Source organism: Streptomyces sp. NPDC059994 (assembly GCF_042737755.1).
In the GTDB taxonomy this organism is placed as follows: domain Bacteria; phylum Actinomycetota; class Actinomycetes; order Streptomycetales; family Streptomycetaceae; genus Streptomyces.
In genome coordinates, this window is sequence record NZ_JBHWUR010000064.1 from 22,288 (window position 1) to 44,501 (window position 22,214).

Sequence of the window (22,214 nt, forward strand, 5' to 3'; positions counted from 1 at the left end):
GGTTTGGCCGCGGGTCCGCTGTGGCTGGTCGCGCGGTTCCCCGCGCCCCTCAAGGGGTGCATGGCCCTGGCACGTGCGGGTGGTGCCGGGGCTTTGCGCTGCCCCCTGTGGATAACTTTTTACCGCCCCTGACCTTGGGTTTCTTGCCCGTACCGGGGAAATCTGGCACCGCCTCGGCCGGGCCTGTCGGCCCGGGCACCTATCGTGGCAGGGGTGGCGGAGTTACGAGGACGACGGGCGGGGACAGAGCGATGATCGGGACGGACGAGAAGGCTGCGGTGGGTGAGAGCGAGGCGCTGCGGACGCTGAACCGGGTCTTCGGCTACGAGACCTTCCGCGGTGACCAGGGCGCGGTCATCGAGCACGTGGTGGCCGGCGGGGACGCCGTGGTGCTCATGCCGACGGGCGCCGGAAAGTCGCTCTGCTACCAGATCCCGGCCCTGGTCAGACCGGGTACGGGCGTCGTCGTCTCGCCGCTGATCGCCCTGATGCAGGACCAGGTGGACGCCCTGCGGGCGCTCGGTGTGCGGGCCGGGTTCATCAACTCCACCCAGGACTTCGACGAGCGCCGCACGGTGGAGGCGGAGCTCCTCGCGGGCGAGCTCGACCTGCTGTATCTGGCTCCCGAGCGGCTGCGCGTGGAGGCCACGCTCGACCTGCTCTCGCGGGCCAGGATCTCGGTCTTCGCGATCGACGAGGCGCACTGTGTGGCGCAGTGGGGCCACGACTTCCGCCCGGACTACCTGGCGCTCTCGCTGCTGGGGGAGCGCTGGCCGGACGTGCCGCGCATCGCGCTGACGGCGACGGCGACGCGGGTCACCCACCGGGAGATCACCGACCGCCTGGTGATGCCGCACGCGCGCCACTTCGAGGCGAGCTTCGACCGGCCGAACATCCAGTACCGGGTCGTGCCGAAGAACGACCCGAAGAAGCAGCTCCTGACCTTCCTGAAGGAGGAGCACGAGGGGGACGCGGGCATCGTCTACTGCCTCTCGCGCGCCTCCGTGGACAAGACCGCGCAGTATCTGAGCGACAACGGGGTGGCGGCGGTGCCGTACCACGCGGGGCTGGACGCGGGCACGCGCGCGCGGCACCAGTCCCGCTTCCTGCGGGAGGACGGGCTGGTCGTGGTGGCGACCATCGCGTTCGGCATGGGCATCGACAAGCCTGACGTCCGGTTCGTGGCTCATCTGGACCTGCCCAAGTCGGTCGAGGGCTACTACCAGGAGACGGGCCGCGCGGGCCGCGACGGCCTGCCGTCCACGGCGTGGATGGCGTATGGCCTGCAGGACGTGGTCCAGCAGCGCAAGCTCATCCAGAGCGGCGAGGGCGACGAGGCGTTCCGGCGCCGGGCGGCCGCGCACCTGGACTCGATGCTGGCGCTCTGCGAGACGGCCGGGTGCCGCCGCGCCCAGCTCCTCGGCTACTTCGGCCAGGACGCCCCGGCCGACCACTGCGGCAACTGCGACACGTGTCTGAACCCGCCCGAGACCTGGGACGGCACGGTGGCCGCGCAGAAGGCGCTGTCCACGGTCGTACGGCTGGAGCGGGAACGGCGCCAGAAGTTCGGGGCGGGCCAGATCATCGACATCCTGCTCGGCCGCAAGACGGCGAAGGTGATCCAGTTCGACCACGACGCGCTGTCGGTGTTCGGTATCGGCGAGGACCTCTCCGAGGCGCAGTGGCGGGGCGTGGTGCGGCAGTTGCTCGCCCAGGGCCTGCTGGCGGTGGAGGGCGAGTACGGGACGCTGGTCCTGACGGAGACCAGCGGCGAGGTCCTCGGGCGCCGGCGCGAGGTGAGGTTCCGCTCGGAACCGGCGAAGCCGGAGCGCGCGCCCCGCGCGCGGGGCGCGGCCAAGGCGAAGGCGGCCCCGGCCGACTTCCCGGAGGAGGCGGCCCCGCTCTTCGAGGCGCTGCGCGCGTGGCGGGCCGCGCAGGCCCGCGAGCAGGGCGTCCCGGCGTATGTGATCTTCCACGACGCGACCCTGCGGGAGATCGCCGTCGCCCGCCCCGGCTCGGTGGAGGAGCTGGGCACGATCGCCGGGGTGGGCGAGAAGAAGCTGGCGACGTACGGGGAGGGTGTGCTGGAGGTGCTGGGGGAGCAGGAGTAGCCGCGGGGGGCGCCGGGGGCGCCCCCCGCACGCCCGTCAGGCCTCCACGATCCGCCCGGTGACCTCGCCGAGACCCACCCGGACCCCGTCCGGCCCCGGGGCCCACGCCGTCATCGTGACGACGTCGCCGTCCTCCAGGAACGTGCGCTTGCCGGTGGGGAGTTCCATCGGCTCCGTACCGTTCCAGGTCAGCTCCAGGAACGAGCCGCGCTGGTCGCGCTCGGGGCCGCTGACGGTCCCCGAGCCGTACACGTCGCCCGTCCGCAGCGACGCGCCGTTCACCGTCATGTGGGCGAGCTGCTGGGCGGCCGTCCAGTACATGCCCGCGAACGGCGGCTCGGCCACCAGCTGACCGTTGAGCGCGACGGCGATGCGGATGTCGAAGCCGCCCGGCACCTCGGCGTCCGCGTCGTCGAGGTAGGGCAGCAGCGGGAAGTCCCGCGCGGGCGGGGCCACCCGGGCGGCCGTCAGCGCCTCCAGCGGAGTGACCCACGCCGAGACCGACGTGGCGAAGGACTTGCCCAGGAACGGGCCGAGCGGCACGTACTCCCACGCCTGGATGTCCCGCGCCGACCAGTCGTTCAGAAGGAAGAGGCCGAAGACGTGGTCCTCGAAGGAGGCCAGGTCCACCGGCCGGCCGAGGGCGGACGGGGTGCCCACCACGAAGCCCACCTCCGCCTCGATGTCCAGCTTCACCGAGGGGCCGAACACCGGGGCCGGGTCGGTGGGCGCCTTGCGCTGCCCGTGCGGGCGCGCCACGTCCGTACCGGAGACCACGATCGTGCCGGACCGGCCGTGGTAACCGATCGGCAGGTGCTTCCAGTTGGGGGTGAGCGCGTCCCCGTCCGGCCGGAAGATCCGGCCCACATTGGTGGCGTGGTGCTCGCTCGCGTAGAAGTCGACGTAGTCCGAGACCTCGTACGGCAGATGCAGGGTGACCGTGTCCAGCGGGTGCAGCAGGGGCTCTATGTCGGGCCGGTGCGCGGGGACGGTGACCCACGCCGTCAGCGCGCGCCGCACATCGCGCCAGGCCGTGCGCCCGGCCGCGAGCAGCGGGTTCAGCGAAGGCCGGGCGAGCAGTGCCGCGTACGGGGAGCCGAGTGCGTGCGCGGCGGCTCCCGCGTCCAGGACGTGATCGCCGACGCGGACGCCGACGCGGCGGTGCTCGGGCGCGTCGGGCGTGGAGAAGACGCCGTACGGAAGGTTGTGCGGGCCGAAGGGGTCGCCCTCGGCCAGGTCGAGCGGGCTCTGCTCGGACATCTGTGCCTGCCTCGCTTTCCACGGGTGTGCAGGACACGTTACGTCGGCGATGGTTGCGTAGGCAGTGTCTAAAGAGTTCGTAATGTCCGGAAACTTCCCGTCCGGAGGGGGAGATTCCCCCTTACCGTCCTTGCCGGGACACGAACGCGGCGAGGGGGCCGTGCGTCCTGAGGGGGGACTGGTGTCGAGCAGTAATGCCCTGTTCACGGCCGACCGGACCGTGCCCGCACTCATCGTGAAGATCGGGAGCTATCCGCTGCACCACGGCGGCGTCGGCGCCATCCGCAGCCTCGGCAGACTCGGCGTGCCGATGTACGCGATCACCGAGGACCGCTGGACACCCGCGGCGCACTCCCGCTATCTGCGCCGCGCCTTCGCCTGGCCCACCACCGGCCGCGAGGACCCGGACGCCCTGGTCGACGGGCTGCTGCGGATCGGGCGGCGGATCGGCCGGCCGACCGTCCTCGTGCCGACCGACGAGGAGGCGGCGGTGCTGATCGCCGAGCACCAGAAGGAGCTCGACGGGCACTTCCTCTTCCCGCCCGTGGCCCCGGAGTTGCCCCGCAGGCTGGCCAGCAAGCGCGGGCTGCACGAGCTGTGTGTCGAGCACGGGGTGCCCTCGCCCGCGGCCGCCTTCCCCGACACGTACGACGACATCGAGGACTTCGCCCGGCACGCCCGCTTCCCGCTGGTCGCCAAGAACCGCGAGGCGTTCGTCCGGCGCCGGCGGCCCGCGGTCCGCGGCACCACCCGTGTGGAGAGCGCCGCGCACCTGCTCGCCCTCGCCCGCGAGTGGGGCGAGCGGCCGGGTGTGATCCTCCAGGAGTACCTGCCGCGCGAGGAGGCCGAGGACTGGATCGTCCACGCCTACTTCGACGAGAACGCGACGCCGCTGGCGATGTTCACCGGCGTCAAGGTCCGCTCCTGGCCGCCGCACGCGGGGATGACCGCCACCGCGTACGTCGTCGACAACCCCGAACTCGCGCTGCTGGCCGAACAGTTCGTGAAGCGGATCGGCTTCAGCGGGATCGTCGACCTCGACCTGCGGTTCGACCGGCGTGACGGCCGGTACAAACTGCTCGACTTCAACCCGCGGATGGGCGCCCAGTTCCGCCTCTTCGAGAGCGAGGCGGGCATCGACGTCGTCCGCGCCCAGCATCTGCACCTCACCGGCCGCGCGGTCCCCGAGGGCGAACAGCGGGCGGGGCGGCGCTATGTAGTGGAGAACATCGACCTGCCCGCGCTGCTCGCCTACCGGCGCAGCGGCTACACCACCCCGCACGCGCCCGCGCGCCCCCGTGGCACCGAGCTGGCGTGGCTCGCCCGGGACGACCCGAGGCCGTTCTTCACCATGCTCGCCCGCTTCGTACGACCGGGGGCCGAGCACCTGTACCAGTTGTGGCGGAGCTCCCGTCGCGCGATCGCCGAGTAGCCCGGCGGGACCAGCGGAACAGGCACGACCAGCACCTGCGCGTACCACCCTGGGGAGGGGACCTTCACGTGATTCGTCCGGTAGCTGTCATCGGGGCGGGGCCCTACGGTCTGTCCACCGCCGCGCATCTGCGCGGGCGCGGCCTCCCGGTCCGCGTCTTCGGCTCGCCCATGGTGAGCTGGCGCGCGCACATGCCCGCGGGCATGGTCCTGAAGTCGACGCCGTCCGCCTCCAGCATCGACGCGCCCCAACCCGGCCACACCCTGGTCGACTTCTGCGCCGACACCGGGATCCGGCGGTACGAATCCGACTGGGACCTCATCGCGGTGGAGGACTTCGCGGCGTACGGGCAGTGGTTCGCCCAGAAGCTGCTGCCCGGTCTGGAGGACGTACGGGTGGTCTCCGTGGACCGCACCAGGACGGGCCACTTCGAGCTGAAGCTGGACTCCGGCGAGGCCTTCGAGGCGCGCGCGGTGGTGGTCGCGACCGGGCTCGCCGGACTGGCCCGGATGCCGCGCGAGCTGGCCGCCGCGGTCCCCGACGGCCCCTGTGTCACCGGCCCCGTCTCGCACGCCTCGCAGCACGCCGACCTCTCCCGCTTCGCCGGGCGCGAGGTGCTGGTCGTGGGCGCCGGCCAGTCGGCCATCGAGAGCGCGGTGCTGATGGCGGAGGCGGGCGCGAGCGTACGGATCGTGGCGCGCCGGAGCGGGGCCGTCCGCTTCGGCGCCGCGCCCGACCAGCAGCCCCGGCTCAGCCCCGACTCGCCGTTCGGCCGCGCCTGGTCGCTGTACGCGTTCTCGTACCACGCCACCCACTTCCGCCACTTGCCCGCGCCCACCCGGCACTACCTGGTGCGCAGGGTGCTGGGCCCGCTGGGCGCGTGGTGGCTGCGCGACCGGTTCACCGGCAGGGTCGCGGTGACCGACGGCCGCCGCGTGGTCCACGCGCGCGTCGAGTCCGGCCGCCCGGTCCTGACGCTGAGCGGCGCCGCCGGCGCCCAGCGCGAACTGGCCGCCGACCACGTGCTGGCGGCGACCGGCTACCGCATGGACGTCGCCGCCCTCGACTACCTCGGCCCGGGCCTGCGCACCCAGCTCTCCACCTCGCGGGGCGCGCCGGTCCTGGACGCCGGGTACCGGTCGACGGTGCCCGGCCTGTACTTCACGGGGCTGCCGGCCGCGTCGTCGTTCGGGCCGGTGATGCGGTTCGTGTGCGGTACGGAGTACGCCTCGCCCCGGCTCGCGGCGTCGGTGGCGGCGGGCGGCTGAAACGGCCGGGGCGCCGCGTCAGCCCGCCGTCCGGGGGATGCGCTTCTCCCACGTCCGGTGGAAGACGACCTCCCCGCCGTCCCGGCACACCACCTCGTCCGAGGTGAGGAAGTCCGCCGCGTCGCAGGCGATCTCGGACCGCGTGGTGATCGTGACGTCCCAGGCCAGCTCCGGCCGGTGCAGCCGGATCGTCCAGTCCGAGCGGGTGCGCGCGGACTGGGGGTCCGCCTCGTCGATCGTGTACGTCTCCAGGGCGTCCTCGGTGAACTCCAGGCCGTCGGGGTAGACCCGCGTACCGCCGTAGCGCGGGTCCACCTCCAGGCGCCACTCGCCCTTGGCGACGTCGCGGACGACGAGGCGCTCCGGGCGGGGCTCGTCCAGCGAGGCGGGGGAGACCACACCGAGGGGCGCCGACTGCTCGGGCTCCTCGAAGGCGATCGCGTCGGCCGTCCGCTCCCGGACCGGCAGGCTCAGAGAGCTGCCCTCCGGGTCGATCGTGAAGCCCACCGAGTCCGCCTGCGGCCAGATCCACGGCCAGTACGCGGAGGAGACCGCGAGGCGGACGCGGTGGCCCGGCGGGAAGCTGTGGCCGATGCCGTTGAGGAGAAACGTCACGTCCTGGGTGGCGCCCAGCGGCCAGGCGTCCGCGCGGTCCCGGCCCTCGCGCGCGGACAGATTGAGCGCGCCCCGGGTGACCAGCGTGGACGAGCCGTCCGGCGCCACGTCGCAGAGCCGCGCGATCGCCTGCCCGAACGGGACGTCCATGCGCAGCCGCAGCGTCACCTCCGGGCGCCCGAGGATCTCAAGGGGCGGCCCGTCGTCCGGCACCGCGAAGTCGAACGCCGCCGAGTGCGCGTCCTCGGCGCGCTGGTCCGGCGGCAGGTCGCCGTCGTTGCCGAACGGGAAGAAGCGGCCCGCGTCCAGGCCGGTGTGCTGCGGCGAGTCGACCCGGACGGGGGCGCCCCCGAGCGCGTACGGGACGGGGGTGACGTGCGGCGAGGGCCACGCCGGGTCGCCGACCCAGCGGCCGGGCAGCTCCTCGTACACCGTGGCGGGCCGGTGCGACTCGCTGATCCAGCAGCGCAGCAGCGGCTCCTCCATGGCCCCGCTGTCCTTGCCCTTGAGCCAGTGGTCCCACCAGCGCAGCGTCTCCTGGAGGAAGCCGATGGCAGGCCCCGGCGGCAGCCCCCGGTCGGGGTACTGGTGCGACCACGGCCCGATCAGCCCGCGCACCCGGTCGGCGGGCAGGTGCTCCACCAGCCGCAGCACGGTGTCCCGGTACGGGTCGTGCCAGCCGCCCACCGCGAGCACCGCCGCGCCGATCGCCCCGTAGTCCTCGCGGACGCTGCCGTGCTTCCAGTAGTCGTCGCGGGTCTGGTGCGCCAGCCAGGTGTGGATGTAGGGCTCCATGGATTCCAGGCGCGTCAGCCACATGTCCCGCCACTGGTCGCCGACGTACGCGGGGTCCGGCGGGCGCGCCGTGAACGCCAGCATCGTCGCCGCCCAGGCGTGCATGTCCACGGCGAGGACGGAACCTCCCATGTAGTGCGCGTCGTTGTCATAGCGGTCGTCCGACGAGCAGACCGTGACGACCGCCTTGAGCGGCTCGGGCGCGAGGGCCGCGATCTGGAGGGAGTTGAAGCCGCCCCAGGAGATCCCGAACATGCCGACCTTGCCGTCGCACCAGGGCTGCGCGGCGAGCCACTCGACGACCGCGACCCCGTCCGCGAGCTCCCGCGCGTCGTACTCGTCGCCCGGCAGGCCCTCACTGTTGCCGTGCCCGCGCACATCGACGCGCACGGAGGCGTAGCCGTGCCCCGCGTACCAGGGATGGCGCTGCCAGTCGCGCGGCGCGGTCCAGTCGGTCAGCCGGTACGGCAGGTATTCGAGCAGCGCCGGCACGGGCTCGTCGGTCACCGGGCGCCAGATCCGGGCGTAGAGGAGCGTCCCGTCGGGGAGCGGAATGCGCACGTCCACTCGGGTGGTCTCGTACGGGAAGTCGGTTCGGATCCGCATGGCAGCCTCGCAGGACCTCAGTGGACGGGGTGCATGGTGCGCTTGGGCCAGGGCGCGGCCGCGATCACCGCGAGGCCGGGCGCCACCGCGATCGCGCCGTTGACGCCGGAGCAGGCGGCGTTGGAGACCTTTCCGCAGGTGCGGTGGGGCTTGCCCACCATTGAGGCCGTATTCGGCTTGAGCAGGCCCGTACCGGCGCTGATCAGGCCGAGTCCGGCCCAGGTCGCGGCTGGGCGGGGACGGCCATCGTGTGGTGGCCGCAGGCGATCAGGACGCCGCCGTACAAGGCCGCGCGGTACGAGCCGAGGATGCGGTCCGCGAGCCGGCCGCCCGCGAGCGAGACCAGATGGACGAGCGTTCCGTACGCCGCCCGAGACCGAGGCCGCCGTGGCCGCGTCCAGGCCCATGCCGCCGTGCGCCACGGTGTCGGCGAAGGAGAGGACCGGGATCGCCTGCATTCCCAGGAAGGAGAAGCGCTCCCACACCTTCAGGCCGGAGGGCGTCAGCGACCCCTTCGGGTGGCCGAGGGAGGCGTGGTCGTCCCGGGGCGGCGGCCGCTCGGCGCCGGGGTCGGTCGCGGTGTCGATGGTCGTTCCGGACAAAAGGTCTACTCCTGATCGTATGAGTTGATCACGAACATACCGGGGTCCATCGGGCTGTGCGCGGGGGGTGACGGGAAGGCGCCAGCGGTGATCGAACAGCGACCGGATACGCTGACTTGAGTGAAGGCAGCGACACATCGACAATCCGTGTGATCGTCAGCAGACAGGAGTACCCCTCGTGACCGTCGTCGGGCCGTTCGGGCTGAGCGTGCGGGACCAGGCTCTTGAAGCCGATGTCCAGACCGGATTGGCGGCAGTCGAGGCGGGCCTGCTCGACGCCACCAAGAGCGAGGTCCCCTTCATCACGGAGGCCGCGCAGCACCTGGTGCGCGCGGGCGGCAAACGCTTCCGGCCACTGCTCGTGATGCTCTCCGCGCAGTTCGGCGACCCCTACGCGCCGGGTGTCGTGCCCTCGGCGGTGGTGGTCGAGCTCACGCATCTGGCGACGCTGTACCACGACGACGTCATGGACGAGGCCGAGGTGCGGCGCGGGGTGCCCAGCGCCAACGTCCGCTGGGGCAACTCGGTCGCGGTCCTCACCGGCGACTTCCTGTTCGCCCGCGCCTCGCACATCCTGGCCGACCTGGGCCCGGAGGCCGTGCGCATCCAGGCCGAGGCGTTCGAACGGCTGGTCACCGGCCAGATCCTGGAGACCGCCGGTCCGCGCGACGGCCGCGACCCGGTGGACCACTACCTCGACGTGCTCGCGGGCAAGACCGGCTCGCTGGTGGCCGTCTCCGGCCGGTTCGGCGCGATGATGTCGGGCGCCGACGAGTCGGTCGTCGACATCCTCACGCAGTACGGCGAGCGGCTCGGCACCGCGTTCCAGCTGGCCGACGACGTCCTGGACATCGCCAGCGACTCGCACGAGTCCGGCAAGACCCCCGGCACCGACCTGCGCGAGGGCATCCCGACGCTGCCGGTCCTGCACGTGCGGGCGCATGCCGCCCAGCACGGCCGTCCGGAGGACCTGGAGCTCGTCGCGCTGCTCGACGGCGACCTGACGGACGACGCCCGGCACGCCGAGGCGCTGCGCCGGCTGCGGGTGCACCCGGCGCTCGAACAGGCACGCAGGGACACCGTGCGGTACGCGGAGGAGGCCCGCGCCACGCTGGCGCCGCTGCCGGGGTGCTACGCGAAGTCGGCTCTGGAGGAGCTGTGCGACGCGGTGGTGCACCGGGCGGGTTAGGACCCGTCTCCGCCGGTCCCGGTACCCGTCCGGTTCCTGTTCCGGTGCTCGTTACGGGTACCCGTAACGAGCACCCGTTCTAGTAGCCGGAGCCGCCCGGCGGTGTCATGACACCGCCCGAGGTCGTGCCTCCGCCCGTGTCGGCCGTGGCCTTCGCCCCGGTCGGGGTGATCGCGAACCAGGTGCCGCCGGCGCCCTGCCCGTACGCCTCGCGGGGCCCGTCGTCCTTGGCGTACCGGTAGAGCGGCCAGCCCGCGAGGGTCAGCTGGGCGCTGCCGTCCGGGCGGGTGACCTTGCCGACCAGGGCCTTGTCGATGCCCTTGACGGTCAGTGCGTCGGTGGCGGGGGCCGGGGGCCAGATCGCGGCGCAGGCGGCCAGACAGTTCGAGTGGGACGGCTTCGCGGTGTCCTCGTCGAAGCGGTACAGGACGTATCCGTTGCTGTCGGTGACGACCGTGCCTACCTTGTCGACGTCGGCGGCGCTGAGGGTGGGGGCGGCCGGATTCGGGGTCGCGGGGGCCGTCGTGGTGGTCGACGGCTTCTCGGTCTTGCTGCTGCTGTTGCTGCTTCCGCACCCCGTGGCGGCCAGCGCGAGGACGGCTGTCCCGGCGGCAGCGCCGACGGCGATGCGGTGGACGGTGAGCATGGCGATCCCCTTTTGTGGTGCCGGTTGCTCTCACTCAGGTGTACGGATTCCGGCCCAAAGCGACTCGAACACCCGATCTGTCAATAGTGTGGCCCAGGTCACACTATTGGATGCCTGGTGACGCTGTGCAAACGGTGGCATAGCTGGCGAAACAACGTGAACCGCGAGGAGGGGAGCGGCTCGCGGATGTCGCCGCCGTGGGGGGTGGGCGGCGGTGGAGTGTCTCGGCGTACGGGCCGCTCCTGAAGGCGGCTCAGCCCGGAGCGCGCCGAGGGTCGTTGGCGGTGGCGGGAGGCAATCCCGCCCGGCCTCGGCGGAGTTGGCGCTTCTGACAGGTACGCGACGTACAACCCCTACTGGTCGGGGGAGGTCTCACGTGCCGTTGTCATCCCAGAGAGGTACACGAGGTTGCTCCCGAGGGGTGACGCCTGACGGCGGCTGATTTGGTCAGATTGAGAACAACCACTCCTGACCAATTCGGGTGAGAATGGCGGCGCGGAGTGGACAGAGCGCAGCACTACGGACGGACGCCGCCGACCACGGAGGTAAGGCACACATGGCACCGAACGACAGCGCACACACCACCGAGGAGGCCGGGGACCTCGTCGCGGGCCGCCGCAAGGCCGCGCGGTATCTGGTCCCGGTCGCGGTGGCGGGGGTGGCGGCCGCGACCATCGGGCTGGTCCCGGCGCTCGCGGATTCAGGTGACCCCGATCTGCCGAAGATCAGCGCACAGCAGCTCATCGAGAAGATCGCCGCGTCGGACGCCCAGCAGCTCTCCGGCACGGTGAAGATCAAGACGGACCTGGGTCTGCCGTCCTTCGGCGGCCTCGGCTCGTTCGCCCCCAAGGGCGGCGCGGGCAAGGGCGGCTCGTCCGCCTCGCCCGACAGCAAGCTGATGGAGCTCGCCTCCGGCTCGCACACCCTGCGGGTCGCGGCCGACGGCCCGGACAAGCAGAAGCTGTCGGTGCTCGACAACGCGTCGGAGTACAGCGTCATCCACACCGGGGACGACGTGTGGGCGTACGACAGCGCCTCGAACGAGGTGTACCACTCGAAGCGGGCCGGCGACGGCAAGAAGGAGCTCGGGGGCGACGCGGCCAAGCGCCACGGCCGTCCCGGGAAGGCTCCGGAGGCCCTGCCGACCACGCCCAAGGCGATGGCCGAGCAGGCCCTGAAGGCGGTCGACCCGACCACCTCGGTCACCGTCGACGGCACGTCCCACGTGGCGGGCCGGGACGCCTACCAGCTGGTGATCAAGCCGAAGCAGTCCGGCTCGACCATCGGCGCGATCCGGATCGCGGTGGACGCGAAGAACGGGGTGCCGCTGAAGTTCACGCTCGCGCCGTCCGGCGGGGGCAAGGCCGTGATCGACGCGGGCTTCACCAAGGTCGACTTCGGCAAGCCGTCCGCCTCGACGTTCGACTTCACCCCGCCCAAGGGGGCGAAGGTCACCCAGGACGACGGCAAGGCGCACGCGGGCCGGGGCGACAAGGGCTTCAAGGGCTCCGACGGCAGCGAGTTCAAGGGCCTCAACATCATCGGGAAGGGCTGGAACTCCATCGCCCGCCTCGACGTTCCAGGAGGTAAGGGCATCCCGACCGCACCTTCCGGCAAGGGCGGCAAGGGCGATGTCCCGCCGGAGGCCCGGAAGTTCCTCGACTCCCTGGGCGACAAGGTCACGGGCAAGTTCGGCTCGGGCACGGTCTACAAGACCCGCCTGGTCAACGCGCTGGTGACGGACGACGGCAAGGTGTTCGTGGGCGCGGTCAACAAGGACGCGCTGGTGAACGCGGCGAACGCGGCGAAGTAGTGAGGGAGGAGGGGGGACTCGGGTCCCCCCTCGCAACCTCCTGGAATCTCAGCGCTGACCGGCCGGGGGGGCCGGGGCCAAGCACCAGTTACGGGAAGGGGCGGGGTGGGGAACTCTCCATCGGTGATCGAGACCCACGGTCTCAGCAAGCGCTACCGCGGCGGCCAACTCGCCGTGGACGGCCTCGACCTCACCGTCCCCAGCGGCAGCGTCTTCGGCTTCCTCGGCCCCAACGGCTCGGGCAAGACGACCACCATCCGCATGCTGATGGGCCTGATCGAGCCGACCTCCGGCACGGCCCGGGTCCTCGGCAGCCCCATGCCCCGCGCGGGGCGCACGGTCCTGCCGCAGGTGGGCGCCCTGATCGAGGGCCCCGCGCTGTACGGATTCCTGTCCGGCCGCGACAACCTCGTACGGTACGACTCGGCCGACCCGACCGCCGACCCCCGCACCCGCGCGAGCCGGGTCGCCCACGCCCTGGAGCGGGTCGGGCTCGCCGCCGCCTCCGGCAAGAAGGCGCGGGCGTACTCGCTGGGCATGAAGCAGCGGCTCGGGCTCGCGTCCGCTCTGCTCCAGCCGCGCAAGCTGCTGGTCCTGGACGAGCCGACCAACGGCCTCGACCCGCAGGGCATGCGGGAGATCCGCGCCCTGGTGCGGGAGCTCGCCGCCGACGGCACCACGGTCTTCCTCTCCTCGCACCTCCTGGACGAGATCGAGCAGGTCTGTACGCACGCGGCGGTGATGACCCAGGGCCGTCTGGTCGTCCAGGGCGAGGTCGCCGAGCTCTCGGCGGGCAACCGGGGCCGGCTCGCCGTCACCACCCCGGACCCGGCCGACGCGGCCCGGCTGCTCAAGGAGCGCGGGGTCGCGGACGTGACCGTGGACGGAGACCGCGTGACGGGCGAAGTCCCGCCGGACGACGTGGAACTGGCGGAGCTCAACGCCGCGCTGGTGCACGGCGGCGTACGGGTGAGGGCCTTCGGGGTCGAACGGGCCTCGCTGGAGGACGCGTTCGTGGCACTGACGGGGGAGGGGTTCGATGTCGCGGGCTGAGGTGAACGCAACGGAGGACGTGCCCACGTCGGCGCCCCCGCCGGGCCCGGACGCGGCACGGACCGCAGAGGCCGGGTCCGCCACAGGGGTGGAGAGGGCCGAGGCCGCAGAGGCCCAGGCCGCTCCGGACGGGCCGGGCCCCGGGGGCCGGCGGCCCAGCCTCCTCTGGGCGCTCGGGCTCTTCCGGTCCGAGCTGGTCACCGTCGTGCGGCGGTGGCGCACCCTCGCGCTGCTCGGGGTGCTTGCGGCCGTCCCGGTCCTGATCGGCATCGCCGTGAAGATCGAGACGAGCGACGGCGGCACGGCCGGTCCCAGCGGCGGTGACGGCCCCGCCTTCATCTCGCAGGTCACCAACAACGGGCTCTTCCTCGTCTTCGCGGGGCTCGCCGCGACCCTCCCCGTCTTCCTGCCGATGGCGATCGGCGTGGTCGCGGGCGACGCGATAGCGGGCGAGGCCAACAGCGGCACCCTTCGCTACCTCCTGGTCGCCCCGGCCGGGCGGACCAGGCTGCTGCTCGCCAAGTACGCGTCGGTGCTCGCGTTCTGCCTGTTGGCCACCCTGGTCGTGGCGGCGTCGGCGCTCGCCGTGGGCGCGTTGCTCTTCCCGCTCGGCGAGGTCACGACCATCTCCGGCACGCAGATATCGTTCGCGGACGGACTGGTACGCGCGCTCGCGATCGCCGGGGTGGTGGCCCTGTCGCTGACCGGCGTGGCCGCGCTCGGCCTGTTCATCTCCACTCTCACCAGCAGCGGTGTCGCGGCGATGGCGGCGACGGTCGGCCTGCTGATCACCGTGCAGATCCTGGACCAGATCCCCCAGCTGCACGCGATACACCCGTATCTGTTCCCGCACTACTGGCTGTCCTTCGCGGACCTGCTGCGGGTGCCGGTCTACTGGGACCAGCTGGTGAAGAACCTGGAGCTGCAGGCGCTGTACGTGGCGGTGTTCGGCTCGGCGGCCTGGGCGCGCTTCACGGCGAAGGACATCACGGCCTGAGAAAGGGCCCGGGGCGACGACGGAAGGGACGGGTCGTGCGAGCCGACCCCCGTGGCGGCTCGACACGACACGTACCGTTTCCTTGGCACATTCTTGGAGCAGACCATTCCGCTGTCAATACGCTACGGACCGTCCTCGTAGACTCGCCTCGTGACCGAGTCGCCACGCCCCGCCCCCAACCCCCGGCGCCGGAGCGAGAGATCGCGCCGCGCGATCCTCTCCGCGGCCCTCGCACTCTGCGCGGAAAACGGCTATGGACGCGTCACGATCGAGGGCATCGCCGCCCGTGCGGGTGTGAGCAAGAAGACGATCTACCGCTGGTGGGCGACGAAGGGCGCGGTGCTCCTGGAGGCCGTGATCGAGGCCGTGGTCAGCACCTCGCCGTTGCCCGACACGGGGGACATCGACACGGACATGGTGACGCATGTCACCAGCGTGATGCGGGTCTTCACCTCGCCGGTGATCGGCCCCGCGTACACCGGCATCCTCTCCGAGCTGCTCCACGACGAGGCGCTGGCGGCGGCCGTCAACGAGGAGCTGGTCGGCCCGCGCGTCGCGCTGGTGCACGAGCGGCTGCGCGCCGGACAGCGCCAGGGCCAGCTGCCGCCGGACGCCGATCTGGAGCTGGCCGTGGAGATGCTGTACGGGCCGCTGTACTACCGGCATGCGCTGAAGCGGCCGTTCCACGCCCCTGACAGGATCGCCTCGCTGGTGGCGCACGTCATGCGTGCGTTGCGAGCACCGTCTCCGAGCTGAAGAAGGTCTTGGCGCGGACCGTCGCCCCCGTGTCCTGCCCGATGGTGCCGGGCCGGTTGGCGGAGCCGAGCAGTACGCCGCCCCACCGCATGCTCATATACGCGGCGGTGTGGCGCAGGGTCCCCACCAGCGGATCGGCCACGGACTGGTCGGCGGTGGCGAGCGCCGTCACACCCCACATGGTGCGCCCGGCCATCCGCGGCCGGAACTCCAGACCCGGCACCCGCATCCACCCCGACCAGTGGTCGAGGTAGTGCTTGACGGGGGTCGAGACGCCGTACCAGTACAGCGGTGAGGCGATGACCAGGTCGGTCGCCTCCAGGGTCGCGCCGAGCAGGGTCGCGGCGTCCCCGGCCGGGTCGGCGTACAGGCCCTCGCCGTCGTGGCGCCGGTCGGTGAACTCGGGCAGCCGCAGCTGGGAGAGGTTCAGCCAGCGCTGCGAGACATCACTCGGCAGCTGCTCGGCGGCCAGCCTGGCCAGCGCCTCCGTGTTGCCGCCGGAGCGCGTACTGCCGAGCAGGAAAAGGAAGTTGCGGGCCATGGTCCCCTCCAGAGAAAAGCATGCGCGTGCAGTATGCACGCGCATGCTCATTGCGGGAGTGGTGGCCCCAGAGCCAGGGCCAGGGCCAGGGCCAGGGTCCGGGGGCGGGCCGTCAGAAGGTCAGCTTCCAGCTGTTGATGTAGCCGGTGTCCTGCGGCCCCTTGTCCTGCACCTTCAGCTTCCAGGTCCCGTTCGCCGTCTCGGTGGACGCGTTCACGGTGTACGTGGTGTTGATGTTCGGCGTGGAGTCCGACGACGAGTTGTGCAGCCGGTACGCCTTGCCGCTCGGGCCGATCAGATCGACCACCAGGTCGCCGCTGTAGGTGTGGACGATGTTCACCCCGACCTTGAGCGCGGCGGGCGCGTTGCCCGTACGCCCGGTGACCGAGACCGACGAGGTCACGGCCGCGCCGGGGGAGTCCGGGATGGTCACGTCGGTGGTGTTCTCGTACGCGTCCCCGGTGGGCGGGGTCGTGGTGCCCGCGGACAGCTGCCACAGCGCGTACGCGATGGCGTCGCTGTTGTGGTCGAGCGCGGAGTCGTCGATGTTGGCGCTGGTGTCGCAGGAGGAGTGATAGCAGGCGTCGAAGGCGCGGCCCGCCGTGCCGCCCCACTTCTGGGCCTGGGCCGAGGTCTTGGTGTAGTCGGCGCCGGAGAAGAGGCCGCCGACGCGTATGCCGGCGTTCTTGAACGGCGCGTGGTCGGAGCGCCCGTCGCCCTCCGTCTCGATCTCGGTGGGTATGGAGAGGGTCGCGAAGTAGTCCTTGAAGACCTTCTCCAGGGCCGGGTCGTCGTCGTACACGAAGTAACCCGGGTTCGGTGAGCCGATCATGTCGAAGTTGAGGTACGAGGAGATCTTGCCGCGGTCGGCCGACGACAGGCTGTTGACGTAGTACTTCGAGCCGACCAGACCCAGCTCCTCCGCGCCGAACCAGCCGAACCGCAGGTGCTTGTCGGGCTTGAGCTGGGCGCGGGAGACGGCGAGCGCGGTCTCCAGGACCCCGGCCGAGCCGGAGCCGTTGTCGTTGACGCCGGGCCCCTCGGTCACCGAGTCGAGGTGCGCGCCGGTCATCACGGTCTGCGAGGTGTCACCGCCCGGCCAGTCGGCGATCAGGTTGTAGCCGGTGGCGCCGGACGAGGTGAACTGCTGGACGGAGGTGGTGTACCCGGCCGCGTCCAGCTTGCCCTTCACATAGTCGAGCGAGGCCTTGTAACCGGCCCGGCCGTGGGCGCGGTTGCCGCCGTTGGCGTTGGCTATCTGCTGGAACTGGGCGAGGTGTGCCTTGACGTTGGCGAGGGGTATGTCGGGCGCGGCGGCGGTGGCGGTGGCCTGAGCGGCTGGCGCGGCGAGGCCGAGGCCGAGGGTGGTGACGGCGAGGGTCGCGGCCGCGAGGGTGCTTCTGCGGTACTTGGGGTACTTGGAGTGCTTGGTGCGCATGTGGGGGCTCCGTATTCCGTTCGGGGATGGTACGGAAACGCGAGCCTGATGTTCAGGGAGAGTTTCACTCACCGTCAAGAACGTATTCCGGACACGGGTGTTCGGTGGGCGGACAGTGGCTGGATTGTTCCCTCACCCCGCCCGTTCCCTCAAGCCCTGGGCGGGCGGCCGGGGGCCTCGCCCCGGGGACCCGTTTGACTGCGGGCCGGTGGGGGAGGTCGCGCAGTTCCCCGCGCCCCTAAAGGCAGGCAGAAGGGGGGCGGGTGCCTCCAGCCCCTCCGGCGTTCGAGGGACGGGGCAGGGGCGTGGGCCCCGCCCCTCGAAGGCGCGGGCTGTGACATGTGCGGATCCGCCGCGTGGGCGCGACCGGCCACAGACGACCCGCGGGCGAAGGGGATCCGGCGGAGCTCCGAAAGCGGGGTGCAGGGGCCGCAGGCCCCGCAACGGGGGTCCCGGGGCGGAGCCCCGGGAAGAAACCCCTACTCTTCCCCCACCCTCACCCCCGGAGGGTTTGGCGAAGGGGCGGGGAGGGGCTCGACCCGCCGCCCAGCCGCCGCCAGCGCGACCCGCCCCCGTCGCGTCCCACGTCAGCAGCGTCAGCGCCAGCCACACCAGTGAGAACCCGGCCCACCGCTCGGCCGGCATCGCCTCGTGGAAGTACAGGATGCCCAGGCCGAACTGGAACACCGGCGCCAGGTACTGCAGCAGCCCCAGCGTCGACAGCGGGACACGGATCGCGGCCGCGCCGAAGCAGACCAGCGGCGCCGCCGTGACGACCCCGGTCGCGGCGAGCAGCGCCCCGTGCCCGGCGCCGTGGGACGCGAAGGTCGCCTCCCCCCGCGTCCCGAGCCACACCAGATACGCCAGCGCAGGCAGGAACTGCATGGCCGTCTCGGCGGCCAGCGACTCCAGCCCGCCGAGGTTCACCTTCTTCTTCACCAGTCCGTACGTGGCGAACGACAGCGCGAGGGTGAGTGAGATCCACGGCGGCCGGCCGGCGCCCACCGCCAGGACGACCACCGCCGCCGCGCCGATCCCCACCGCCGCCCACTGCACCGGCCGCAGCCGCTCCTTGAGCAGGAGTACGCCCATCGCGATGGTGACCAGCGGGTTGATGAAGTAGCCGAGCGAAGCCTCGACGACGTGGCCGGAGTTCACCGACCAGATGTAGACGCCCCAGTTGACCGTGATCACGGCGGCGGCGAGGCCGATGAGCGCGAGCCGGCGCGGCTGGTGCAGGAGTTCACCGATCCACGCCCAGCGGCGCAGTACGAGGAGCGCGACGCCGACGGCGGCGAGGGACCACACCATCCGGTGGGCCAGGATCTCGATCGCGCCGGACGGCTTCAGGAGCGGCCAGAAGAGCGGGACCAGCCCCCACATCCCGTAGGCGCCGATCCCGTAGAGCAGTCCTGTCCGCTCTTCACCGGCGGCGGTACTCGGTTCCTCGGCCACGGGCCCTCCCTGCGCGCACGTCGACGCGCGCACGTCGACGTGATCGAAGGTAGCGCCAGGTGTCCGCACCTGTCATGCCCTATATCCGAAAACGGTCCTGACCGTGGTGTGGCCCGATTTCGCTGCCGGATCCCGTCAGGCCACGGCCCCCGCGGTGGCCGCCGCTATCGTCTCCGAGATCGGCGTCGTCGGCCGCCCGATCAGCCGGGACAGCTCGCCGGACGTGCCCGCCAGCCGCCCCCGCCCGATCGCCAGGTCCACGTCGACCAGGATCTCGGCGAACGGCGCCGGGATGCCCGCGCCCGTGAGGATGCCGAGGTGCACCTCGGGGGCGACGGCCTGGTACGCGATCTCCTTGCCGGTCGCCCGCGCGACCTCGGCCGCGTACTCCGCGAAGGACCACGCGACGTCACCGCTCAGCTCGTACGTCCGGCCCAGGTGGCCCTCGCCGGTCAGCACCGCCGCCGCTGCGGCCGCGTAGTCGGCGCGGGCGGCCGAGGCCACCCGGCCCTCGCCGGCGTTGGAGACGACGGCCCCGTGCGCCAGGACCGGCTCCAGGTGGGCGGTGTAGTTCTCGGTGTACCAGCCGTTGCGCAGGAAGGTGTACGGCAGCTCCGAGTCGAGGATCAGCTGCTCGGTGGCCTTGTGCTCGTCCGCGAGGCGGAAGTCGGCCTGCGGTCCGCCGAGGATGCCGGTGTAGGCGAGCTGCGCCACCCCGGCGTCCTTCGCGGCCGTGATCACGGCCGCATGCTGGGCCACCCGCTGCCCGACTTCGCTGCCGGAGATCAGCAGCACGCGGTCACCGGCGCGGAAGGCCCCGGCCAGCGTCTCGGGCGCGCTGTAGTCGGCCACGCGCAGCTCCACACCGCGCTCGGCGAGCCCGGCGGCCTTCTCCTTGTTGCGTACGACGGCCGCTATCCCGCTCGCGGGCACGCCCGCAGCGAGCAGCTCGTCGACGACGAGACGGCCGAGGGCTCCGGTGGCTCCGGTGACGACGATGCTCATGGCTGCTGACTCCTTGGCTCTGGGTTCCCGTGCGGACCCCGTGCCACTCACCGTACGGCTGGCGCTAACCTTTCGTAAGTACCCACTTTGAAGTAAGGTACTGGCATGGCAGTAAGTACTCGGTCTTCCGAGGACCTCCGCGAGGCGATGTGTCCGCACCGGCTCGTCCTGGAGCACGTGACCAGCCGCTGGGGCGTCCTCGTCCTGCTCGCGCTGCTCGACCGGTCGTACCGGTTCGGCGAGCTGCGCCGGCACGTCGGCCGGGTCAGCGAGAAGATGCTGGCCCAGACCCTCCAGACGCTGGAGCGCGACGGTTTCGTGGACCGAGACGCCAAGCCGGTCATCCCGCCGCGCGTCGACTACTCGCTGACCCCCCTAGGCCGCGAGGCCGCCGAACGCGTCCGGGCCCTCGCCGAGTGGACCGGCGTGCGGATGGAGCAGGTGCAGGAGGCACGCGCCGTCTACGACACGGCCCGGGAGGCCAGGCAGGCGTGATGCCTAGTCGCGCTGCGGCTCCCGCCCCGCGTCCAGCGACCGCAGCGCCCGCGACACGTCGAACGGCAGCACCGTCACCGCCACCGACGGCAGCTGCTCCAGCGCCTTGGCCATCGCCTCGCCGGTGCCCCGGTGCAGCAGCCTGCCGAGGAATCCGGTGTACGTGCGGTGCGGGACCAGCACCGTCAGCCAGGTCCGGCCGTCCTCGGTCGTCCGGGCCGCCAGCTCCTTCATGGCGTGCCGCAGCCGCCGGTCCGGGCACTCCACCAGCTCCAGCGCCACCGTGGTCGCCGCCGTCGCCTCCCACTGCGCCGAGAGCCGCCGCGCGTGCGGCTCGTCGATCGCGAAGTGGACCGCCCGGGTCTCGTCGGGCCGCAGCTCGTGCGCGTACCGCAGCGCCTTGAGCGCCGCCAGGTCCAGCGTCTCCACCAGCACGAACACCAGATGGCGGCGGCCGTGCGGCAGATCGGCGCCGGGCGCCTGGAGGGTGTCGAGGGCCGCCGCCTCCCGCCGGTACTCCCGGTTGATCCGCGTCAGCGCCCACACCCCCAGCGGGAACACCACGACCACCAGCCAGGCGCCCTCGGTGAACTTGGTGACCGCGAAGATCAGCACGACGGCCGCCGACACCACGGCCGCGAGCCCGTTGACGGCGACCTTCAGCCGCCGGTGCCGCTCGCGCCGCCGCAGGTGGTACGCGGTGAGCCCGGCCCCGGCCATGGTGAAGGCGGTGAACACCCCGATCGCGTACAGCGCCACCAGCTCGTCGACGTTGGCGCGGGTCACGAGCAGCAGCGCCATCGCGACGACGGTCAGCGAGATGATCCCGTTGGAGAACGCGAGCCGGTGCCCGCGCCGGGTCAACAGCCGTGGCAGGAACCGGTCCTCGGCCACAAAGCTGGCCAGGTAGGGGAAGCCGGTGAACGGCGTGTTGGCGCCGGTGTAGAGGATCAGCGCGGTCGCGAGCTGTACGAAGACGAGCCCGGCCGTGCCCAGCGCCCCGCCGCCGAACGCGAAGTGGGCCTCCTGCGCGATGACGGTCGGGGTCCCGTCGCTGTACGGCACCGCGTGCGTGAAGTGCGCGAGCGTCGACACACCGAGCACCAGCACGCCCAGGACACAGCTCATCGTGATCAGCGTGCGGCGGGCGTTGCGGCCCTGCGGCTCGCGGAACGCCGAGATGCCGTTCGAGATCGCTTCGAGCCCCGTGAGCGACGACCCGCCGTTGGCGAACGCCCGCAGCACCATGAACAGCGACGCCCCGTACAGCCAGCCGCTGCCCGCACTGCCGACCGGGATCGCCCCCGCCGCGTGCAGATCGGCGCGCGGCAGCCCGGAGCTGAGCCCGCGCGCGGCGGAGACGGCCAGCAGCAGCGCGATGGCCGCCATGAACAGATAGGCGGGCAGCGCGAACAGCCGCCCGGCCTCGCGCACCCCGCGCAGGTTCCCGTACGCGAGCAGGAGGACCACTCCGACGGAGATGGGCAGTTGGAGGTGGTCCATGCCGGTCCAGCCGCCGCCCAGCAGGTGCGCGAGCGAGATGATCGCGTTGGTCCCGGCCGACACCTGGACGGCGACGGTCACGATGTAGTCGACGAGCAGCGCCACGGCCGCGATCTGCGCGACGTCCGGCCCGAAGTTCTCGCGCGCCACGACATACGAGCCGCCGGCCCGCGTGTAGATGGTGACGACATCGCTGTAACAGAGCGTCAGAAGCACCAGGACGAAGAGGATCGCCCCGGTCACGGGCATGAGCAGACTGAACGCCGCCGCCCCGACCACGGGCACCAGGACCCGGAGTATCTCCTCGGAACCGTACGCCGACGAGCTGATGCAGTCCGATGCCAGCACCCCGAGCGCGGTGCGGTTGTCCAGTTTCTCGTCGCCGATGCGCTCGGTGGTGAGCGGTTTGCCGAGCAGCCGCCGTTTGACGCGGTACGCGAGACGGTCCATGGGCATATCAGTACGGGTGCCCGCCCGGGTGCCCGCGCAGACTCCCCGGCCGGGCACCCGTACTGATTCAGGTTGCCCCCATGGTGGTCCTAACCGGGGACGGTCCAGGTGTCGTTGCCGGTGAGGAGGGCGTCGAGGTCGCCCTTGCCATGCTGTTCGGTGGCGGTGTCGAGCTGGTCGGCCA

Annotated in this window: 16 protein-coding genes and 2 pseudogenes; 9 read left to right on the forward strand and 9 right to left on the reverse strand. The window is 71.9% G+C overall.

Annotated elements, in window-relative coordinates:
* The first annotated feature begins 251 nt into the window (after nt 1–251).
* Nucleotides 252–2,111, forward strand: coding sequence for a DNA helicase RecQ (gene recQ, locus ACFWA7_RS26660; RefSeq protein ID WP_385825548.1), 1,860 nt, complete (start codon nt 252–254; stop codon nt 2,109–2,111).
* Between the two features lie 36 nt (nt 2,112–2,147).
* On the opposite strand, the gene fahA is transcribed toward recQ, so the two are convergent.
* Nucleotides 2,148–3,371: a fumarylacetoacetase gene (gene fahA / locus ACFWA7_RS26665; protein ID WP_385538039.1), complete on the reverse strand. Its 1,224-nt coding sequence runs from the start codon at nt 3,369–3,371 to the stop codon at nt 2,148–2,150.
* A gap of 181 nt (nt 3,372–3,552) precedes the next feature.
* On the opposite strand from fahA, the gene ACFWA7_RS26670 reads away from it, so the two are divergent.
* Nucleotides 3,553–4,803: an ATP-grasp domain-containing protein gene (locus ACFWA7_RS26670; protein ID WP_385825550.1), complete on the forward strand. Its 1,251-nt coding sequence runs from the start codon at nt 3,553–3,555 to the stop codon at nt 4,801–4,803.
* 68 nt (nt 4,804–4,871) lie between these two features.
* Complete coding sequence (locus tag ACFWA7_RS26675) at nt 4,872–6,071, forward strand: NAD(P)-binding domain-containing protein (protein ID WP_385538044.1); 1,200 nt, start codon at nt 4,872–4,874, stop codon at nt 6,069–6,071.
* An 18-nt stretch (nt 6,072–6,089) separates the two neighbouring features.
* Here ACFWA7_RS26675 and ACFWA7_RS26680 read toward each other — a convergent pair whose 3' ends face one another.
* On the reverse strand, nt 6,090–8,087 hold the full coding sequence (locus ACFWA7_RS26680) for a CocE/NonD family hydrolase (protein ID WP_385825552.1): 1,998 nt from the start codon (nt 8,085–8,087) through the stop codon (nt 6,090–6,092).
* Between the two features lie 137 nt (nt 8,088–8,224).
* Nucleotides 8,225–8,825, reverse strand: a pseudogene (locus tag ACFWA7_RS26685) (MFS transporter); the annotation flags it as partial.
* Between the two features lie 42 nt (nt 8,826–8,867).
* Between ACFWA7_RS26685 and ACFWA7_RS26690 the strand changes: the two are divergent.
* Nucleotides 8,868–9,878 carry a polyprenyl synthetase family protein gene (locus ACFWA7_RS26690; RefSeq protein WP_385538050.1) on the forward strand — a complete coding sequence of 337 codons (1,011 nt, stop codon included), beginning with the start codon at nt 8,868–8,870 and terminating at the stop codon, nt 9,876–9,878.
* A gap of 79 nt (nt 9,879–9,957) precedes the next feature.
* On the opposite strand, the gene ACFWA7_RS26695 is transcribed toward ACFWA7_RS26690, so the two are convergent.
* A complete protein-coding gene (locus tag ACFWA7_RS26695; RefSeq protein WP_385538053.1) occupies nt 9,958–10,524 on the reverse strand; it encodes a hypothetical protein in 567 nt (188 codons plus the stop codon).
* Nucleotides 10,525–11,080: 556 nt separating this feature from the next.
* On the opposite strand from ACFWA7_RS26695, the gene ACFWA7_RS26700 reads away from it, so the two are divergent.
* The 4 genes from ACFWA7_RS26700 (at nt 11,081) to ACFWA7_RS26715 (ending at nt 15,143) form a co-directional block, all read left to right on the forward strand.
* Nucleotides 11,081–12,337, forward strand: a complete 1,257-nt coding sequence (locus ACFWA7_RS26700; RefSeq protein WP_385825554.1) for an outer membrane lipoprotein carrier protein LolA — start codon at nt 11,081–11,083, stop codon at nt 12,335–12,337.
* 105 nt (nt 12,338–12,442) lie between these two features.
* Nucleotides 12,443–13,390: an ATP-binding cassette domain-containing protein gene (locus tag ACFWA7_RS26705; RefSeq protein WP_385538059.1), complete on the forward strand. Its 948-nt coding sequence runs from the start codon at nt 12,443–12,445 to the stop codon at nt 13,388–13,390.
* Nucleotides 13,391–13,478: 88 nt separating this feature from the next.
* Complete coding sequence (locus tag ACFWA7_RS26710) at nt 13,479–14,387, forward strand: ABC transporter permease (protein ID WP_385825558.1); 909 nt, start codon at nt 13,479–13,481, stop codon at nt 14,385–14,387.
* 150 nt (nt 14,388–14,537) lie between these two features.
* A complete protein-coding gene (locus ACFWA7_RS26715) occupies nt 14,538–15,143 on the forward strand; it encodes a TetR/AcrR family transcriptional regulator (RefSeq protein WP_385538062.1) in 606 nt (201 codons plus the stop codon).
* Here ACFWA7_RS26715 and ACFWA7_RS26720 read toward each other — a convergent pair.
* The 4 genes and pseudogenes from ACFWA7_RS26720 to ACFWA7_RS26735 all read right to left on the reverse strand — a co-directional run bounded on the left by ACFWA7_RS26720 (nt 15,109) and on the right by ACFWA7_RS26735 (nt 19,582).
* The gene (locus ACFWA7_RS26720) at nt 15,109–15,684 is read right to left on the reverse strand and encodes a flavodoxin family protein (RefSeq protein WP_385538065.1); all 576 of its coding nucleotides are present in this window, start codon (nt 15,682–15,684) and stop codon (nt 15,109–15,111) included. The genes ACFWA7_RS26715 and ACFWA7_RS26720 overlap by 35 nt on opposite strands.
* A gap of 112 nt (nt 15,685–15,796) precedes the next feature.
* Complete coding sequence (locus ACFWA7_RS26725) at nt 15,797–17,122, reverse strand: M28 family metallopeptidase (RefSeq protein WP_385825556.1); 1,326 nt, start codon at nt 17,120–17,122, stop codon at nt 15,797–15,799.
* 566 nt (nt 17,123–17,688) lie between these two features.
* Nucleotides 17,689–18,505 (reverse strand): annotated as a pseudogene (gene rarD / locus ACFWA7_RS26730) (EamA family transporter RarD); the annotation flags it as partial.
* A gap of 207 nt (nt 18,506–18,712) precedes the next feature.
* Nucleotides 18,713–19,582 (reverse strand): SDR family oxidoreductase, encoded by an 870-nt coding sequence (locus ACFWA7_RS26735; RefSeq protein WP_385538071.1) that lies wholly within the window; start codon nt 19,580–19,582, stop codon nt 18,713–18,715.
* Between the two features lie 105 nt (nt 19,583–19,687).
* On the opposite strand from ACFWA7_RS26735, the gene ACFWA7_RS26740 reads away from it, so the two are divergent.
* A complete protein-coding gene (locus ACFWA7_RS26740; protein ID WP_385538073.1) occupies nt 19,688–20,077 on the forward strand; it encodes a winged helix-turn-helix transcriptional regulator in 390 nt (129 codons plus the stop codon).
* Nucleotides 20,078–20,080: 3 nt separating this feature from the next.
* On the opposite strand, the gene ACFWA7_RS26745 is transcribed toward ACFWA7_RS26740, so the two are convergent.
* Complete coding sequence (locus ACFWA7_RS26745; RefSeq protein ID WP_385538076.1) at nt 20,081–22,036, reverse strand: APC family permease; 1,956 nt, start codon at nt 22,034–22,036, stop codon at nt 20,081–20,083.
* Nucleotides 22,037–22,214 lie beyond the last annotated feature (178 nt).

Bases quoted from the DNA above. Each gene is read 5' to 3' on its own strand.
- ACFWA7_RS26725 (WP_385825556.1), bottom strand. From the start codon at position 17,122: ATGCGCACCAAGCACTCCAAGTACCCCAAGTACCGCAGAAGCACCCTC.
- recQ (WP_385825548.1), top strand. From the start codon at position 252: ATGATCGGGACGGACGAGAAGGCTGCGGTGGGTGAGAGCGAGGCGCTG.
- ACFWA7_RS26680 (WP_385825552.1), bottom strand. From the start codon at position 8,087: ATGCGGATCCGAACCGACTTCCCGTACGAGACCACCCGAGTGGACGTG.
- ACFWA7_RS26735 (WP_385538071.1), bottom strand. From the start codon at position 19,582: ATGAGCATCGTCGTCACCGGAGCCACCGGAGCCCTCGGCCGTCTCGTC.
- ACFWA7_RS26740 (WP_385538073.1), top strand. From the start codon at position 19,688: ATGGCAGTAAGTACTCGGTCTTCCGAGGACCTCCGCGAGGCGATGTGT.
- ACFWA7_RS26720 (WP_385538065.1), bottom strand. From the start codon at position 15,684: ATGGCCCGCAACTTCCTTTTCCTGCTCGGCAGTACGCGCTCCGGCGGC.
- ACFWA7_RS26700 (WP_385825554.1), top strand. From the start codon at position 11,081: ATGGCACCGAACGACAGCGCACACACCACCGAGGAGGCCGGGGACCTC.
- ACFWA7_RS26695 (WP_385538053.1), bottom strand. From the start codon at position 10,524: ATGCTCACCGTCCACCGCATCGCCGTCGGCGCTGCCGCCGGGACAGCC.
- fahA (WP_385538039.1), bottom strand. From the start codon at position 3,371: ATGTCCGAGCAGAGCCCGCTCGACCTGGCCGAGGGCGACCCCTTCGGC.
- ACFWA7_RS26745 (WP_385538076.1), bottom strand. From the start codon at position 22,036: ATGCCCATGGACCGTCTCGCGTACCGCGTCAAACGGCGGCTGCTCGGC.